Below are 15551 nucleotides of genomic sequence, written 5' to 3' on the forward strand. Positions count from 1 at the left end.
CCACAAGGGGATGAGCCATGAGCGCTGACCGCACCGGCGTATCCGTCACCGGACTCGGGGCCACCACCCCGCTCGCCGGGGACGTGGAGGCGACCTGGCGGGCGATGCTGCGCGGCGAGAACGGCATCGGGGCCATCGAGGAGGAGTGGGCCCACGCGCTGCCCGTGCGGATCGCGGGGCGGGTGCGGCAGGAGCCGGGTGAGGTGCTGGACCGGGTGCAGGCCCGGCGGATGGACCGGTGCGAGCAGCTGGCGCTGGTCGCCGCGCGGGAGGCGTGGGCCGGAGCCGGGCGGCCGGAGGTGGAGCCGGAGCGGCTCGCGGTGGTCATCGGGACCGGGACGGGCGGGGCGCTGACCCTGCTCGGGCAGGACGACGTACTGGAGGCCTCGGGCGTACGGAAGGTGTCCCCGCACACCGTGCCGATGCTGATGGCGAACGGTCCGGCCGCCTGGGTGAGCATCGACCTCGGTGCGCGCGGCGGCGCGCACACCCCGGTCAGCGCCTGCGCCTCGGGCGCGGAGGCGATCGCGCTGGGCCTGGACCTGATCCGCCTCGGCTGGGCCGACGTCGTGGTCGCCGGCGGTACGGAGGCGTGCATCCATCCGCTGCCGCTGGCCGGGTTCGCCCAGGCCAAGGCGCACTCCACGCGCAACGACGACCCTGCGGCGGCCTCCCGGCCCTTCGACACCGGCCGGGACGGGTTCGTCATCGGTGAGGGCGCGGGCGTGGTCGTCCTGGAGCGGGCCGCCTTCGCGGCGGCGCGCGGGGCCCGGGTCCACGCGACGCTGGCCGGGGCCGGGGTGACCTCCGACGCGCACCACATCACGGCCGCCCACGCGGAGGGCCAGGTACGGGCCATGCGGCTGGCGCTGGCCGCCGCCGGGCTCGCCCCCTCGGACATCGCGCACGTCCACGCCCATGCCACCTCCACGCCTTCGGGGGACCTGGTCGAGGCGCGGTCGGTCACCGAGGCGGTGGGCGGGCACCCGGCGGTGACGGCGACCAAGTCGATGACGGGGCACCTGTTCGGCGCCGCCGGTGCCGTCGGCGCGATCGCGGCGATCCTCGCGGTCCGGGACGGGGTGGTCCCGGCGACCCGCAACCTCGACACCCTCGACCCGGACATCGGCCTGGACGTGGTCCGGGGCGAAGCACGGCACGGGCGGGTGCCGGCCGCCCTGTCCAACGCGTTCGGCTTCGGCGGGCACAACGTCTCGCTGGTGTTCACGGCGTAGGACCGCGGCCGTAGGTCGTGCTCGGCCGCAGGCCCGATGCGGGACGCCGGCGGTGCGGCGAGGATGGCGCGTATGACGGAGTTCAAGGGTTTCAGCGAGGCGGAGCTGGCGTACCTCGGGTCGCAGCGTCTGGGGCGGCTGGCGACGGTCGACGCGGCCGGGCAGCCGCAGGCGAACCCGGTGGGGTTCTTCCCCCAGGAGGACGGGACGATCCTGGTCGGCGGCCTGGCCATGGGTACGACGAAGAAGTGGCGGAACCTCCAGGGCAATCCGAGGCTCGCGCTGGTGGTGGACGATCTGGTGAGCACCCGGCCGTGGCGGGTCCGCGGGATCGAGATCCGCGGCCGCGCCACGCTGGAGACGGGCCCGCACGCGCTGGGCCCGCACTTCAGCCCGGAGGTGATCCGGATCCACCCGGAGCGGGTGTTCGCGTGGGGCCTGGAGGCCTGACGCCCGGCCCCGGGCCAGGCCCCTGCCCGGGCAGGGGCAGGGACAGGGGCCGGGGCCGGGGCTTCGCCGGTCAGTAGCGGCCGGTGCGCTTCGCCGCGTAATTGGCGCGGCCCTCCGCCGACTTCATGCGCCAGTCCCGGCGGATCTCGGAGCGGAGCCTGGCGTCCGTCTTGGCGACGATCCGCTGGTTCTCCCGGAGCAGCTTGCGGTAGCTCTCCAGGCGCCGCTCCGGCAGTGCCCCGGACTCGACCGCCCCGAGCACCGCGCACCCCGGCTCGGCCTCGTGCGCGCAGTCGTGGAAGCGGCAGTCGGCCGCGTACTCCTCGATCTCGGAGAAGACCTGGCCGACCCCGGCCTCGGCGTCCCACAGGCCGACGCCTCGCAGTCCGGGCGTGTCGATGAGGACGCCCCCGCCGGGCAGGGCCAGCAGGTTGCGGGTGGTCGTCGTGTGCCGGCCCTTGCCGTCCACGTCGCGCGTGGCCTGCACGTCCATGACGTCGGAGCCGAGCAGCGCGTTCGCCAGGGTGGACTTGCCCGCGCCGGAGATGCCGAGCAGCACGCTCGTACCGCCGGCGACGACGGCCGCCAGTACATCCGTGCCCTCCCCGGTGTGGGAGGAGACGGTGAGAACGTCGACTCCGGGCGCCGTGGTCTCCACGTCCTGGACCAGGTGCGCGAGCGTCACCGGGTCCGGTACGAGGTCCGCCTTGGTCAGGACGACCAGCGGCTGTGCGCCGGACTCCCAGGCGAGGGCCAGGAAGCGCTCGATACGTCCCAGGTCGAGCTCGACGGCCAGCGAGACCGCGATGATCGCGTGGTCGACGTTGGCGGCCAGGATCTGCCCCTCGGAGCGCTGCGAGGAGGTGGAGCGCACGAACGCGGTCCGGCGCGGCAGGTACGTCTTCACGTACCGGGGGTTGCCGGCCGCCTCGACGACGGCCCAGTCACCGGTGCAGATGACGCGGAGCGGGTCGTGCGGCGTGACGAAGGCGGTGTCGGCGCGGACGATGCCGTCCGCGGTCATGACGTCGCACTGGCCCCGGTCCACCCGCACCACGCGGCCGGGGACCCGGCCCTGGTCGCCGTACGGGGCGAACTCGGCCTCCCACGCCTCGTCCCAGCCGAGGGGGGTGAGGGCGTGCGCGTACGCGGAAGACGGGAACGAAGAAGAAGAGAAAGACAAGGGGAACCCTTCACAGGGTGGCCCCGGCAGCGCGCGCTCAGCGGCGCGCGAAGAGGTGTGAGGTCAGCCGGAGACCACGGAAGTGACATTGATGGTCTTCTGGGTGCGGTTCGCGCCCTGCGTGACGACAGTCATCAATTGAACTCACCTCCGGGTCCTGCACGTGCCGGCAGTTCCGCGCTGATCGGCGGGAACACGTTCACCGTAACAAGGGCGCCGAGGAGCCCGCCAATTGTTTTCCGGGCGCCCGTCCGGCCCCGCCGCGACGGCGCCCGTCCGGCCCTGCCGCGCGTCCTGTGGGTTCAAGACCGGCGGGCGGGGCGGCTCGTAGTCTGGGCGCATGACTCCCCGACTCGACCTGATCGGCCTGGTCGTCTCCGACATGGCCGCCTCGCTCGCCTTCTACCGCCGCCTGGGCCTGGACATCCCGGCCGGGGCGCAGGAGCAGCCGCACGTGGAGGTCGTCCTCCCCGGCGGGCTCCGGATCGCCTGGGACACGGAGGACGTCGTCCGCTCCTTCGACCCCTCCTGGACGCGTCCCGCCGAGGACAGCCGGCGGGACCTGGCGTTCCTGTGCGACTCCCCCTCGGAGGTGGACGCGGTGTACGCCGAGCTGACGGACGCCGGGTACAAGGGTCACCTGGAGCCCTGGGACGCCTTCTGGGGGCAGCGCTACGCCGTGGTGCTGGATCCGGACGGCTGCGCCGTCTCGCTGTTCGCCCCGGCCGGAGCGCCTGGCGAAGATCCCGCCGGGGCGTAGGCCGCGCACCCGTCCGCCCGGCGCGGCCCCGCACCCCGCGACCGCGGCGCCGGGCCACGGCGGGGTCCGGGCCACGGCGGGTCCGGCGGTCAGTGTTTGCGCAGGCGCGAGGAGTAGTCCTCCGGCGGCAGGAAGTTCGACCAGCGCTCCGGGAACTCGGACGGCATCCCGGCGTCGCCCTCCTCGTCGTCCTCCGACTCGCCCTCGGCCAGCGCCCGCCATGCGGCGGCCCGCGCGACCAGCTGCGCGGCCTCCGCCTCCCGGGCCCGCTCGTTCGCCTCGCGGGCCGCGGCGGTGGCCACGGACGGCCAGACGCGGTCGATGGCGGCGTTCACGGCCGCGCCGACCAGGACGGCGAAGGCCGACACGCCGATCCACAGCAGGACGGCGACCGGCGCGGCCAGCGACCCGTAGATGGTCGGGCCCTCGACGGTGTTGGTCAGGTAGATCCGCAGCAGGAACGAGCCCAGCACCCACATGGCGAGCGCCACCAGCGCGCCCGGCACGTCCTCGATCCACGGGGAGCGCACGGGTACGGACACGTGGTACAGCGTGGTCAGGAAGGCGATGGACAGCAGGGTGACGATCGGCCAGTAGAGGACCGCGATCACCTCGGTGCTCCAGGGCACCCAGCGGACGACCGCGTCCGGCCCCGCCACCATCAGGGGCAGTACGACGGCGCCGATCACCAGGGCGACCACGTACAGCAGGAAGGACAGCAGCCGGGTCTTGACGATGCCGCGCTGGCCGTCGAGCCCGTACATCACGGTGATGGTGTCGATGAAGACGTTGACGGCCCGCGAGCCCGACCAGAGGGCGAAGGCGAAGCCGAGGGAGATCAGGTCCGGGCGGCCGGCTTTGGTGACGTCGTCGAGCATCGGTTTCGCGATGTCGTTGACCCCGCGGTCGGAGAGCACGGTGCCGACCGCGTTCAGGATGTTCTCCTCGATGGAGGCCACGAAGGTGCCGCCCGTCCAGCCGTCCACGTATCCGAGCAGGCCCAGCAGGCCGAGGAACAGCGGCGGCAGCGAGAGCAGCGTGAAGAACGCCGCTTCGGCCGCCAGGCCGAGGATCCGGTACTCGATGCACGAATTGACGGTGTCTTTCAGGAGCAGCCACGCCATCTTGCGCTTGGAGACGTTGCGGTAGAGGGCGCGGGCCCGATGGAGCCGCCCGGGGACCCGCTCGGGTGTTTCTTTTGCTGGCTGCACGTCCTTACGGTATCCGCATGGCAGCCACCACCCACACCGTCACCAACCAGCCCCCTCCCCTGGTGGGCTACGACGTCTACGGCACCGACCGGGCCCTTCGCGAGGGCGTGGAGCGGTACCTGTCGGCCTCTGCGCCCGAACTCCTCGGCGAAGTGCGGGAGGAGCTCTCGGAACTCGGGCGGGCCACGGGCTCGGCGCAGGCCCAGCGGTGGGGTGCGCTGGCGAACGAGAACCCCCCGAAACTTCGTACGCACGACCGGTACGGCAACCGGATCGACGAGGTGGAGTTCCACCCGTCGTGGCACCGGCTGCTCGGGCACGCGGTGGGCGCCGGGCTCACCGATGCGTGGGGGCGGCCGGCCGGGCACCTGCGCCGCGCGGCCGGGTTCTTCGTGTGGTCGCAGGCCGAGGCGGGGCACGGCTGCCCGGTCTCGATGACCCATGCGGCCGTACCGGCGCTGCGGACGGACCCGGAGCTGGCCGCCGAGTGGGAGCCGCGGCTGACCTCGCACGTGTACGAGGAGGGGCTGCGGCCGGCCGCGCAGAAGGGCGGGGTGCTGTTCGGCATGGGGATGACGGAGAAGCAGGGCGGCAGCGACGTACGGGCGAACACGACGGCGGCGAAACCGCTGGGCGCGGCGGGCGAGTACCTGCTGACGGGGCACAAGTGGTTCTGCTCGGCGCCGATGTCGGACGGGTTCCTGGTGCTGGCGCAGGCCCCCGGGGGGCTGACCTGCTTCCTCGTGCCCCGGGTGCTGGAGGACGGCACGCGCAACGCGTTCGCGATCCAGCGGCTGAAGGACAAGCTCGGCAACCGGTCGAACGCGTCGGGCGAGGTGGAGTTCGCCGGGACGTGGGCGCGGCGGGTCGGCGAGGAGGGGCGGGGGGTGCGGACCATCATCGGGATGGTCGCGGCGACCCGGCTGGACTGCGTCCTGGGCTCGGCCGCGCAGATGCGCCAGGCGCTGACGCAGGCCGTGCACCATGCGGAGCACCGCTCTGCTTTCGGAGCACGGCTCATCGAGCAGCCGCTGATGCGCAACGTGCTCGCGGACCTCGCCGTGGAGTCCGAGGCGGCCACCACCCTCGGGCTGCGTCTCGCGGCCGCCTACGACGCGGGGACGGAGCAGGAGCGGGCCTTCCTGCGCATCGCGGTGCCCGCCGCGAAGTACTGGGTGACCAAGCGCTGTACGCCGATGGTGGCGGAGGCACTGGAGTGTCTGGGCGGCAACGGCTACGTCGAGGAGTCGGGGATGCCGCGGCTGCTGCGCGAGTCCCCGCTGAACTCGATCTGGGAGGGCTCGGGCAACGTACAGGCCCTGGACGTGCTGCGGGCCCTGCAGCGGGAGCCGCAGGCGCTGAACGCGTACCTCCAGGAGGTGGGGCAGGCGCGCGGCGCCGACCACCGGCTGGATTCGGCCGTCAAGGGGCTGCTGACGGAGCTCGCGGACCTGGAGGGCATCGAGGCGCGGGCGCGCCGGGTCGTGGAGCGCATCGCCCTGGTGCTCCAGGGATCGCTGCTGGTGCGCTGGGCGCCGCCGGAGGTGGCGGACGCGTTCTGCGCCTCGCGCCTGGGCGGCGACGGGGGCGCGGCCTTCGGCACGCTGCCGCACAGCCTGGGGCTGGGTGCCCTGGTCGAACGGGCGCGGATCGCGGGCTAGTGCCGGTCGGCACACTCCCGGGCCCTGTCCCCAAACAGGTCCGAGCCGGGATCCGGACCCGTTGACCGGGAGCAGGGGTGGCGCCGCGCCGACTCGGCACCACCCCTGATCCGAAAGCCCCGAGGAGGAGCTGTCACGCCGCGAGGCGACGTCCGGACAGTTTCGGTCGGGTGACCGGGACTTGGCGAGAGTTGCATACCGTTGCAACCCTCTGAGTCGGAACCGTCCGCCGTGCGTGCCCGGGGAAGCGGCACGCGCGGACCGCCCGGGCGGATTCCCTCGTACGTCCTGTTCCACACGGGGAGGTTCCGGTGGCCCACACCGCAGGCAGCACGGTCGATGTGGCACGCATCTCGGCCATGGACGCGCGGGAGGCCGCGCGTCTGCTCAAGGGGGTACGGGCGGCCGCGCTGGCCGGGGACCGGCCGCCGGCCGAGCCCCGCCCGGAGATCGCCGAGTCCTGGCGCCGGATGCTGGCCTGCGGGGTGCATCCGGACCGGGACGCGCGCTCGCGGATGCTGTCGACCGCCGAGACCGAGGAGCGGCGGCAGGTCTCGCCGCTGCGGGAGATCCTGCCGGTGCTGCGCGAGGGGCTGCTGCCGACGCTGGACACGGCGCTGCACATCATGGTCGTCGCCGACGCGGAGGGTCGGCTGCTGTGGCGGGAGGGGGCCGCGTCGATCCTGCGCAAGGCGGACCGGCTGGGGTTCTCGGTCGGCGCCGACTGGGACGAGGCGGTGGTCGGCACCAACGGGGTGGGCACCGCCCTGGTGGCCCGGCAGCCCGTCCAGGTGTTCTCGGCGGAGCACTTCGTCTCCAGCCACCACGACTGGACCTGCGCGGGGGCCCCGGTGCGCGACCCGCGGGACGGGCAGCTGCTGGGCGTGGTGGACGTCAGCGGGCCGCTGGCCACCATGCACCCCGCCACGCTGGCGTGGGTGAGCGCGGTGGCCCGGCTCGCGGAGCGGGAGCTGCGGATCCGGCACCTGGAGTCGCTGGAGCGGCTGCGGGCGGTCGCGGCGCCACTGCTGGCCCGGCTGCCCGGGCAGGCCGTCGTGGTCGACCCGCAGGGCTGGACGGCGGCGGTGACGGGCCTGGCCCCGGCGGACCGGATCCCGCTCCCGAAGGGGTTCGGTCCGGGCCGGGTGTGGGTGCCGCAGCTCGGGGAGTGCGTCGTGGAGCCGCTGCCGGGCGGCTGGCTGCTGCGCGTCGCCGAGGGGCCGGGCACGGCGACGGCGGCGAGCCGGGTCGTCCTGGACCTGAGCCGGCCGCGCACGTGGTCCGCGACGGTGTACGGGGCCGCCGGGAGCTGGTCCCAGGAGCTGAGCCCCCGCCATGCGGAGCTGCTGTTCCTGCTGGCGGAGAGCCCGCGGGGGCGGTCGGCGGCGGAGCTGTCGGCGGAGCTGTTCGGGGACCCGACGCGTACGGTGACGGTCCGGGCGGAGCTGTCGCGGGTACGGCGCCACCTGGGAGGGGTGCTGACCCACCGCCCGTACCGCTTCGCGGACGACGTGGAGGTGGAGCTGATCCGCCCCGAGGACCCGGCGGCGCTGCTGCCGCACTCCGCGGCACCGGCGGTGATCAGGGCCCGCCTGGGCCGTACGGGGCAGGCCGTGATTCCCTGACCTGCATGAGCACCATCACACTCACCACCTGGTCCCTGGAAATGACCTCCCCGCAGGACCTGGTCCGGGCAGCCGTCCCGGGGCCCGAGATACAGGTCCGGCGGGCGGAGGTCCCCTCGCCCGAGTTCAGCCGCTTCCTCTACGCCTCGGTGGGCGGTGACATCCACTGGACGGACCGGCTCTCGCTGACCCGCGCCCAGTGGGTGGAGCAGCTGGGCCGTCCCGGCGTGGAGACCTGGGTGGCGTACGACCGCGGGACGCCGGCCGGGTACGTGGAGCTCGACCCGCAGGACGACGGCGTGGTGGAGATCATGTACTTCGGGCTGCTCCCGGACTTCCGCGGGCGCCGGATCGGCGGGCACCTGCTGACGCTGGGCGTGGAGGCGGCGTGGTCCCTGGCGGACCGCTGGCCGGAGCGCGGGGCGACCACGCGGGTCTGGCTCCACACCTGCAGCCAGGACGGCCCGACCGCGATGGACAACTACCTCCGCCGCGGCTTCAAGGTCTTCAGGACGCAGACGCAGGAGAAGGAGTCCGCCCCCACCCCGGGCCCCTGGCCGGGCGCCTGACGCCTCCCGCGGCGCCCGCATTCTTCCGGGCCCGGCCCCCGCCGACGGGGGCCGGGCCCGGTGGCGTCGCAGGCCGGATCCCGGGTGACGGGCGTCACCTTGTCTCGCAATACGGGACCACATCGTCCGAATAATGGACAGTAGTGGACTCCTCCAATCGGCACATGACACGCTTCCGCCATGAATGGAGCTGGAATTGCCTTGGTGAGTCGGCGGCACGTCGACCTCGGCCGCATGTCCAGCGCCATCTGTCCGGCGAGCTGACGGAACCAGCCACCGCCGCACGTCGCCGTCGTCCCCGCCGCTGCGGACGCGTCGACCCCCGAAGCACCTGCATGCCCCCTGAAGGCAGAAGACCGCCCTGACCTCCGGAAACACCGGCAATGGGTGGCTGTCGGCCGCACCTGCTCAGCGGCAGGGCCGATGACAGGGGCTCGCCGCCGCTCCCCCTGACCTTGCATTGACGCCGCCGAAGAAGGATGTACCCCCATGGCCGCCACCCCCGAAACGCCCGCCGCCGCGCGCCGAAAGACCGGCCGTCACCGCGGTGAGGGTCAGTGGGCCGTTGGACACCACACCCCCCTCAACGGCAACGAGCAGTTCAAGAAGGACGATGACGGTCTCAACGTGCGGACACGCATTGAGACGATCTACTCCAAGACGGGCTTCGACTCGATCGACCCCAACGACCTGCGCGGCCGCATGCGCTGGTGGGGCCTGTACACCCAGCGCAAGCCCGGGATCGACGGCGGCAAGACCGCGATCCTGGAGCCCGAGGAGCTGGACGACAAGTACTTCATGCTGCGCGTCCGCATCGACGGCGGCCGGCTGACCACCGAGCAGCTCCGCGTCATCGGCGAGATCTCGCAGGAGTTCGCGCGCGGCACCGCCGACCTCACCGACCGCCAGAACGTGCAGTACCACTGGATCCGGATCGAGGACGTCCCGGAGATCTGGCGCCGCCTCGAGGCCGTCGGCCTGTCGACCACCGAGGCCTGCGGAGACACTCCCCGCGTCATCCTCGGCTCGCCCGTCGCGGGCATCGCCCAGGACGAGATCATCGACGGCACCCCCGCCATCGACGAGATCTACCGCCGCATCGTGGGCAACCCGGACTTCTCCAACCTGCCCCGCAAGTTCAAGTCCGCGGTCTCCGGCTCGCCGCTGCTCGACGTGGCGCACGAGATCAACGACATCGCCTTCGTCGGCGTGAACCACCCCGAGCACGGCCCCGGCTTCGACGTCTGGGTCGGCGGCGGCCTCTCGACCAACCCCAAGCTGGGCGTGCGCCTGGGCACCTGGGTCTCCCTCGACGAGGTCCCGGACGTCTACGAGGGCGTCATCTCGATCTTCCGCGACTACGGCTACCGCCGCCTGCGCACCCGCGCCCGGCTGAAGTTCCTCGTCGCCGACTGGGGCCCGGCCAAGTTCCGCCAGGTCCTCGAGGACGAGTACCTGAAGCGCAAGCTGACGGACGGCCCGGCGCCCGAGCAGCCCAGCGGCCAGTGGCGCGACCACGTCGGCGTCCACCGGCAGCAGGACGGCAGGTTCTACGTCGGCTTCGCGCCCCGCGTCGGCCGCGTGGACGGCGCCACCCTCACCAAGATCGCGGACGTCGCCGAGCAGCACGGCTCCGGCCGGCTGCGCACCACCGCCGAGCAGAAGATGATCGTCCTCGACATCGAGGCGGACAAGGTCGACTCCGTCGTGGAGGCCCTGGAGGCGCTGGACCTGCGGGTCAAGCCGTCCCCGTTCCGCCGCGGCACGATGGCCTGCACCGGCATCGAGTTCTGCAAGCTGGCCATCGTCGAGACGAAGGCGCGCGGCGCCTCGCTGATCGACGAGCTGGAGCGCCGCCTGCCGGAGTTCGCCGAGCCGCTCACCATCAACATCAACGGCTGCCCGAACGCCTGCGCCCGTATCCAGGTGGCGGACATCGGTCTCAAGGGCCAGCTGGTCCTGGACGACGACGGCAACCAGGTGGAGGGCTACCAGGTCCACCTGGGCGGCGCCCTCGGCCTGGAGGCCGGCTTCGGCCGCAAGGTCCGCGGCCTCAAGGTCACCTCGGCCGGTCTGCCCGACTACGTCGAGCGGGTCGTCACGCGCTTCCAGGAGCAGCGCGGGGACGGCGAGCGCTTCGCCGCCTGGGTGACCCGTGCGAAGGACGAGGACCTCTCGTGAGCGAGCGCGCGGCCCCGTTCTACTGCCCGTACTGCGGCGACGAGGACCTGTTTCCGAACGAGACGGGTCACGGCGCCTGGGAATGCAGGGCCTGCAACCGGGCCTTCCAGCTGAAGTACCTCGGGCTGCTGGCCCGGGGCGTTCGGTCCGACACCGCCGGAGGGGACGAGATATGACGACGAGTCAGACAGTCGGCCAGGTGTCGGGGACGCGTGATCTCAAGGCACTGGCGGAGCAGGCGGGCCGCGACCTCGAGGACGCCTCCCCGCTGGAGATCCTCACGTGGGCGGCCGAGACCTTCGGCAGGAAGTTCGCCGTGACCTCCTCCATGGAGGACGCGGTCGTCGCCCACCTGGCCTCCCGCGCCTTCCCCGGCGTGGACGTGGTCTTCCTGGACACGGGCTACCACTTCGAGGAGACCATCGGCACCCGCGACGCGGTCGAGGCCGTGATGGACGTCAACGTCATCACGCTCACCCCGCGCCAGACGGTCGCCGAGCAGGACGCGCAGTACGGCCCGAAGCTGCACGACCGCGACCCCGACCTGTGCTGCGCACTGCGCAAGGTCAAGCCGCTGGAGGAGGGCCTGACCGCGTACGAGGCATGGGCGACGGGCCTGCGCCGCGACGAGTCCCCGACCCGGGCGAACACCCCGGTGGTCGGCTGGGACGAGAAGCGGCAGAAGGTCAAGATCTCCCCGATCGCCCGCTGGACGCAGGACGACGTGGACGCGTACGTGGCCGAACACGGGGTCCTGACCAACCCGCTGCTGATGGACGGCTACGCCTCGGTCGGCTGCGCCCCCTGCACCCGCCGCGTGGCGCAGGGCGAGGACGCACGGGCCGGCCGCTGGGCCGGACGGGCCAAGACCGAGTGCGGACTGCACGGCTGATGAGCCGATCCAGAGCAACCGAAGACCCGACTCTCGAAGAACCGACGGAGACGAGAACGATGAGCGTGAGCGACCAGGGCGCCACCGTGTGGCTGACCGGGCTGCCGAGCGCGGGCAAGACCACCATCGCCTACGCGCTGGCCGAGCGGCTGCGCGCCGAGGGCCACCGTGTGGAGGTCCTCGACGGCGACGAGATCCGCGAGTTCCTCTCCGCCGGCCTCGGCTTCACCCGCGAGGACCGCCACACCAACGTGCAGCGGATCGGCTTCGTCGCCGAACTCCTCGCGAGCAACGGCGTCAAGGCGCTCGTACCGGTGATCGCGCCGTTCGCGGACAGCCGCGAGGCCGTCCGGGGGCGCCACGCGGCCGCCGAGACGAACTACCTCGAAGTGCACGTGGCCACCCCGGTCGAGGTCTGCTCCGAGCGTGACGTGAAGGGCCTGTACGCCAAGCAGGCGGCGGGCGAGATCTCCGGTCTGACCGGCGTCGACGACCCGTACGAGGCACCGGAGACCCCGGACCTCCGCATCGAGTCGCACACGCAGACCGTGCAGGAGTCGGCTTCGGCCCTGCACGCGCTGCTCACCGAGAGGGGTCTGGCATGACCGCCACCGTCGCACACGTCCACGAAGGGACGGACGCGCCCTACGCGCTGTCGCACCTCGACGCCCTCGAGTCGGAGGCCGTGCACATCTTCCGTGAGGTGGCGGGTGAGTTCGAGAAGCCGGTGATCCTGTTCTCCGGCGGCAAGGACTCCATCGTGATGCTGCACCTGGCGCTGAAGGCGTTCGCGCCGGCGCCGGTGCCGTTCACGCTGCTGCACGTGGACACCGGGCACAACTTCCCCGAGGTCCTGGCCTACCGCGACCGGGCGGTGGCGCAGCACAACCTGCGTCTGCACGTGGCCTCGGTCCAGGAGTACATCGATGCCGGCAAGCTGCGCGAGCGCCCGGACGGGGTCCGCAATCCGCTGCAGACCGTTCCCCTCACGGAGGCGATCCAGCAGCTGAGGTTCGATGCGGTGTTCGGCGGCGGCCGCCGTGACGAGGAGAAGGCCCGGGCCAAGGAGCGGGTGTTCAGCCTGCGTGACGAGTTCTCGCAGTGGGACCCGCGCCGCCAGCGCCCCGAGCTGTGGCAGCTCTACAACGGCCGCCACGCCCCGGGCGAGCACGTGCGCGTCTTCCCGCTGTCCAACTGGACCGAGCTGGACGTGTGGCAGTACATCGCCCGCGAGGACATCGAGCTCCCCGAGATCTACTTCGCGCACGAGCGCGAGGTCTTCCAGCGCAACGGCATGTGGCTGACGGCCGGCGAGTGGGGCGGCCCCAAGGACACCGAGCCGGTGGAGAAGCGCCTCGTGCGCTACCGCACCGTCGGTGACATGTCCTGCACGGGCGCCGTCGACTCCGACGCCACCACGCTGGACGCCGTGATCGCCGAGATCGCCGTCTCCCGCCTCACCGAGCGGGGTGCGACCCGCGCCGACGACAAGCTGTCCGAGGCCGCGATGGAAGACCGCAAGCGCGAAGGGTACTTCTAGAGATGACCACCACCACCGAGCAGCTCAGCGCCACGACGCTGCTGCGCTTCGCCACCGCGGGTTCCGTCGACGACGGCAAGTCCACCCTGGTGGGCCGCCTGCTGCACGACTCGAAGTCGGTCCTCGAGGACCAGCTCGAGGCCGTGGAGCGGGTCTCCCAGGACCGCGGGCAGGACGCCCCGGACCTGGCGCTGCTGACCGACGGCCTGCGGGCCGAGCGGGAGCAGGGCATCACCATCGACGTGGCCTACCGCTACTTCGCCACCACCCGCCGCCGGTTCATCCTCGCCGACACCCCCGGGCACGTGCAGTACACCCGGAACATGGTCACCGGCGCCTCCACCGCCGACCTGGCCGTGGTCCTGGTCGACGCCCGCAACGGCGTCATCGAGCAGACCCGCCGGCACGCCGCCGTCGCCGCGCTGCTGCGCGTCCCGCACGTGGTGCTGGCCGTCAACAAGATGGACCTCGTCGACTACCGGGAGGCCGTCTTCGCGTCGATCGCCGAGGAGTTCACCGCGTACGCCTCCGAGCTGGGCGTCCCGGAGATCACCGCGATCCCGATCTCGGCGCTGGCCGGGGACAACGTGGTCGAGCCCTCCGCGAACATGGACTGGTACGGCGGCCCGACCGTGCTGGAGCACCTGGAGACCGTCCCGGTCAGCCACGACCTCACGGCCTGCCCGGCGCGTTTCCCCGTGCAGTACGTGATCCGCCCGCAGAGCGCCGAGCACCCCGACTACCGCGGCTACGCGGGCCAGATCGCCTCCGGCGTCCTGCGCGTCGGCGAGCCGGTCACCGTGCTTCCGTCGGGCCGCACCTCGGTCATCGAGGGCATCGACGCGCTCGGCGGGAGCGTGGACATCGCCTGGTCCCCGCAGTCGGTGACCCTGCGTCTGAAGGACGACATCGACATCTCGCGCGGCGACCTGATCGCGCCGTCCGCGAGCGCCCCCGCCACCACGCAGGACGTCATCGCCACCGTCTGCCACGTCGCCGACCAGCCCCTCGCCGTGGGCGCCCGGGTGCTGCTCAAGCACACCACGCGCACGGTCAAGGCGATCGTCAAGGAGATCCCCTCGCGGCTGACCCTGGACGACCTGTCCCAGCACCCCGACCCGGGTCAGCTGGTGGCCAACGACATCGGCCGCGTCGTCGTACGCACCGCCGAGCCGCTCGCGCTCGACGCGTACGCCGACTCGCGCCGTACCGGGTCCTTCCTGCTGATCGACCCGGCCGACGGCACCACCCTGGCGGCGGGCATGGCCGGCGAGGCCTTCGCCTCCAAGGCCGAGACCGTGCAGGCGGACGAAGAAGGATGGGACTTCTAGGTCATGGTGACCGACATCTACACCACCTTCGCGAAGGAGGGCGGCCGCGTGGGCAGCGGCGCCCTCGGCAGCGGCCAGGGCGGAGTGGCGCGATGTGCGCGATGACGTACGCGCACTGCCCGCGCGCCCTCACCCCCCACGCCTGCCCGCCCCCGCACCACAGTCGAAGACCTGCGCCGTAACACACAGACGGCGCGTCGAGAGGAAGTCCTCACGTGCCTGCCACCGGTTCCACCAGTACCGCGTTCTCCCGTGACAAGGGCCTGCGCCGCGGCCTCGCCGCCGTCGCCGCCCTGCCGCTGCTGATCGGCGCCCTCGCCTCCTGCGGCTACGGTTCGCAGGCTCAGAAGGACGAGCCGAAGGCGGCGGCCGCCGGCGCGGACGGCGACAAGAAGCTGTCGGCTTCCGAGGTCCGTATCGGGTACTTCCCGAACCTGACGCACGCCACCGCCCTGGTCGGTCTCCAGGAGGGCCTGATCGCCAAGGAGCTCGGCGGGACCGCGATCAAGCCGCAGTCCTTCAACGCCGGCCCGTCCGAGATCGAGGCCCTCAACGGCGGCTCCCTCGACATCGGCTTCATCGGCCCCTCCCCCTCGATCAACGGCTACGTCAAGTCCAAGGGCTCCAACCTGCGGATCATCTCCGGCTCGGCCTCGGGCGGCGTCAAGCTGGTCGTCAACCCGGACAAGATCAAGACCCTGGACGACCTCAAGGGCAAGAAGATCGCCACCCCGCAGAAGGGGAACACGCAGGACGTCGCGTTCCTCAACTGGATCTCGGAGAAGGGCTGGAAGGTCGACCCGGAGTCCGGCAAGGGAGACGTCTCCGTCGTCCGCACGGACAACAAGGTGACCCCGGACGCCTTCAAGCAGGGCTCCATCGACGGCGCCTGGGTGCCCGAGCCGACCGCCTC

Annotated in this window: 16 protein-coding genes; 14 read left to right on the plus strand and 2 right to left on the minus strand. The window is 72.4% G+C overall.

Annotated features, from left to right (window positions below):
* Nucleotides 1-17: 17 nt before the first annotated feature.
* Complete coding sequence (locus tag ACFYXK_RS27315; protein ID WP_389413508.1) at nt 18-1235, plus strand: beta-ketoacyl-[acyl-carrier-protein] synthase family protein; 1218 nt, start codon at nt 18-20, stop codon at nt 1233-1235.
* Nucleotides 1236-1307: 72 nt separating this feature from the next.
* Nucleotides 1308-1685: a PPOX class F420-dependent oxidoreductase gene (locus ACFYXK_RS27320; RefSeq protein ID WP_389413509.1), complete on the plus strand. Its 378-nt coding sequence runs from the start codon at nt 1308-1310 to the stop codon at nt 1683-1685.
* A gap of 70 nt (nt 1686-1755) precedes the next feature.
* On the opposite strand, the gene rsgA is transcribed toward ACFYXK_RS27320, so the two are convergent.
* Entirely contained in the window at nt 1756-2868 is a 1113-nt protein-coding gene (gene rsgA, locus ACFYXK_RS27325) for a ribosome small subunit-dependent GTPase A (RefSeq protein ID WP_389413510.1), read from the minus strand.
* Between the two features lie 340 nt (nt 2869-3208).
* Between rsgA and ACFYXK_RS27330 the strand changes: the two genes are divergently transcribed.
* Nucleotides 3209-3628 carry a VOC family protein gene (locus tag ACFYXK_RS27330; RefSeq protein WP_389413511.1) on the plus strand — a complete coding sequence of 140 codons (420 nt, stop codon included), beginning with the start codon at nt 3209-3211 and terminating at the stop codon, nt 3626-3628.
* Nucleotides 3629-3717: 89 nt separating this feature from the next.
* On the opposite strand, the gene ACFYXK_RS27335 is transcribed toward ACFYXK_RS27330, so the two are convergent.
* Nucleotides 3718-4839: a YihY/virulence factor BrkB family protein gene (locus ACFYXK_RS27335; protein WP_389413512.1), complete on the minus strand. Its 1122-nt coding sequence runs from the start codon at nt 4837-4839 to the stop codon at nt 3718-3720.
* Nucleotides 4840-4856: 17 nt separating this feature from the next.
* On the opposite strand from ACFYXK_RS27335, the gene ACFYXK_RS27340 reads away from it, so the two are divergent.
* From ACFYXK_RS27340 to ACFYXK_RS27390, 11 genes are all read left to right on the plus strand, one after another.
* A complete protein-coding gene (locus ACFYXK_RS27340; protein WP_389413513.1) occupies nt 4857-6500 on the plus strand; it encodes an acyl-CoA dehydrogenase family protein in 1644 nt (547 codons plus the stop codon).
* Nucleotides 6501-6859: 359 nt separating this feature from the next.
* A complete protein-coding gene (locus ACFYXK_RS27345; protein ID WP_389413525.1) occupies nt 6860-8125 on the plus strand; it encodes a GAF domain-containing protein in 1266 nt (421 codons plus the stop codon).
* 5 nt (nt 8126-8130) lie between these two features.
* Nucleotides 8131-8694: a GNAT family N-acetyltransferase gene (locus tag ACFYXK_RS27350; protein ID WP_389413514.1), complete on the plus strand. Its 564-nt coding sequence runs from the start codon at nt 8131-8133 to the stop codon at nt 8692-8694.
* Between the two features lie 180 nt (nt 8695-8874).
* A complete protein-coding gene (locus ACFYXK_RS27355; protein ID WP_309550570.1) occupies nt 8875-8958 on the plus strand; it encodes a putative leader peptide in 84 nt (27 codons plus the stop codon).
* A 225-nt stretch (nt 8959-9183) separates the two neighbouring features.
* Nucleotides 9184-10875: a nitrite/sulfite reductase gene (locus ACFYXK_RS27360; RefSeq protein WP_383509782.1), complete on the plus strand. Its 1692-nt coding sequence runs from the start codon at nt 9184-9186 to the stop codon at nt 10873-10875.
* Nucleotides 10872-11051, plus strand: a complete 180-nt coding sequence (locus ACFYXK_RS27365; RefSeq protein ID WP_030155436.1) for a hypothetical protein — start codon at nt 10872-10874, stop codon at nt 11049-11051. The genes ACFYXK_RS27360 and ACFYXK_RS27365 overlap by 4 nt, the downstream gene beginning before the upstream one ends.
* Nucleotides 11048-11767: a phosphoadenylyl-sulfate reductase gene (locus ACFYXK_RS27370; RefSeq protein WP_389413515.1), complete on the plus strand. Its 720-nt coding sequence runs from the start codon at nt 11048-11050 to the stop codon at nt 11765-11767. The genes ACFYXK_RS27365 and ACFYXK_RS27370 overlap by 4 nt, the downstream gene beginning before the upstream one ends.
* Nucleotides 11768-11826: 59 nt before the next feature.
* Nucleotides 11827-12372: an adenylyl-sulfate kinase gene (gene cysC, locus ACFYXK_RS27375; protein WP_389413516.1), complete on the plus strand. Its 546-nt coding sequence runs from the start codon at nt 11827-11829 to the stop codon at nt 12370-12372.
* Nucleotides 12369-13307, plus strand: a complete 939-nt coding sequence (gene cysD / locus ACFYXK_RS27380; protein WP_389413517.1) for a sulfate adenylyltransferase subunit CysD — start codon at nt 12369-12371, stop codon at nt 13305-13307. The genes cysC and cysD overlap by 4 nt, the downstream gene beginning before the upstream one ends.
* A gap of 2 nt (nt 13308-13309) precedes the next feature.
* A complete protein-coding gene (locus ACFYXK_RS27385; RefSeq protein WP_389413518.1) occupies nt 13310-14638 on the plus strand; it encodes a sulfate adenylyltransferase subunit 1 in 1329 nt (442 codons plus the stop codon).
* A gap of 215 nt (nt 14639-14853) precedes the next feature.
* The coding region (locus tag ACFYXK_RS27390) for an ABC transporter substrate-binding protein (RefSeq protein WP_389413519.1) at nt 14854-15551 on the plus strand (698 nt) is incomplete at its 3' end.

The organism is Streptomyces sp. NPDC002209, assembly GCF_042890265.1.
Classification (GTDB): Bacteria; Actinomycetota; Actinomycetes; order Streptomycetales; family Streptomycetaceae; genus Streptomyces.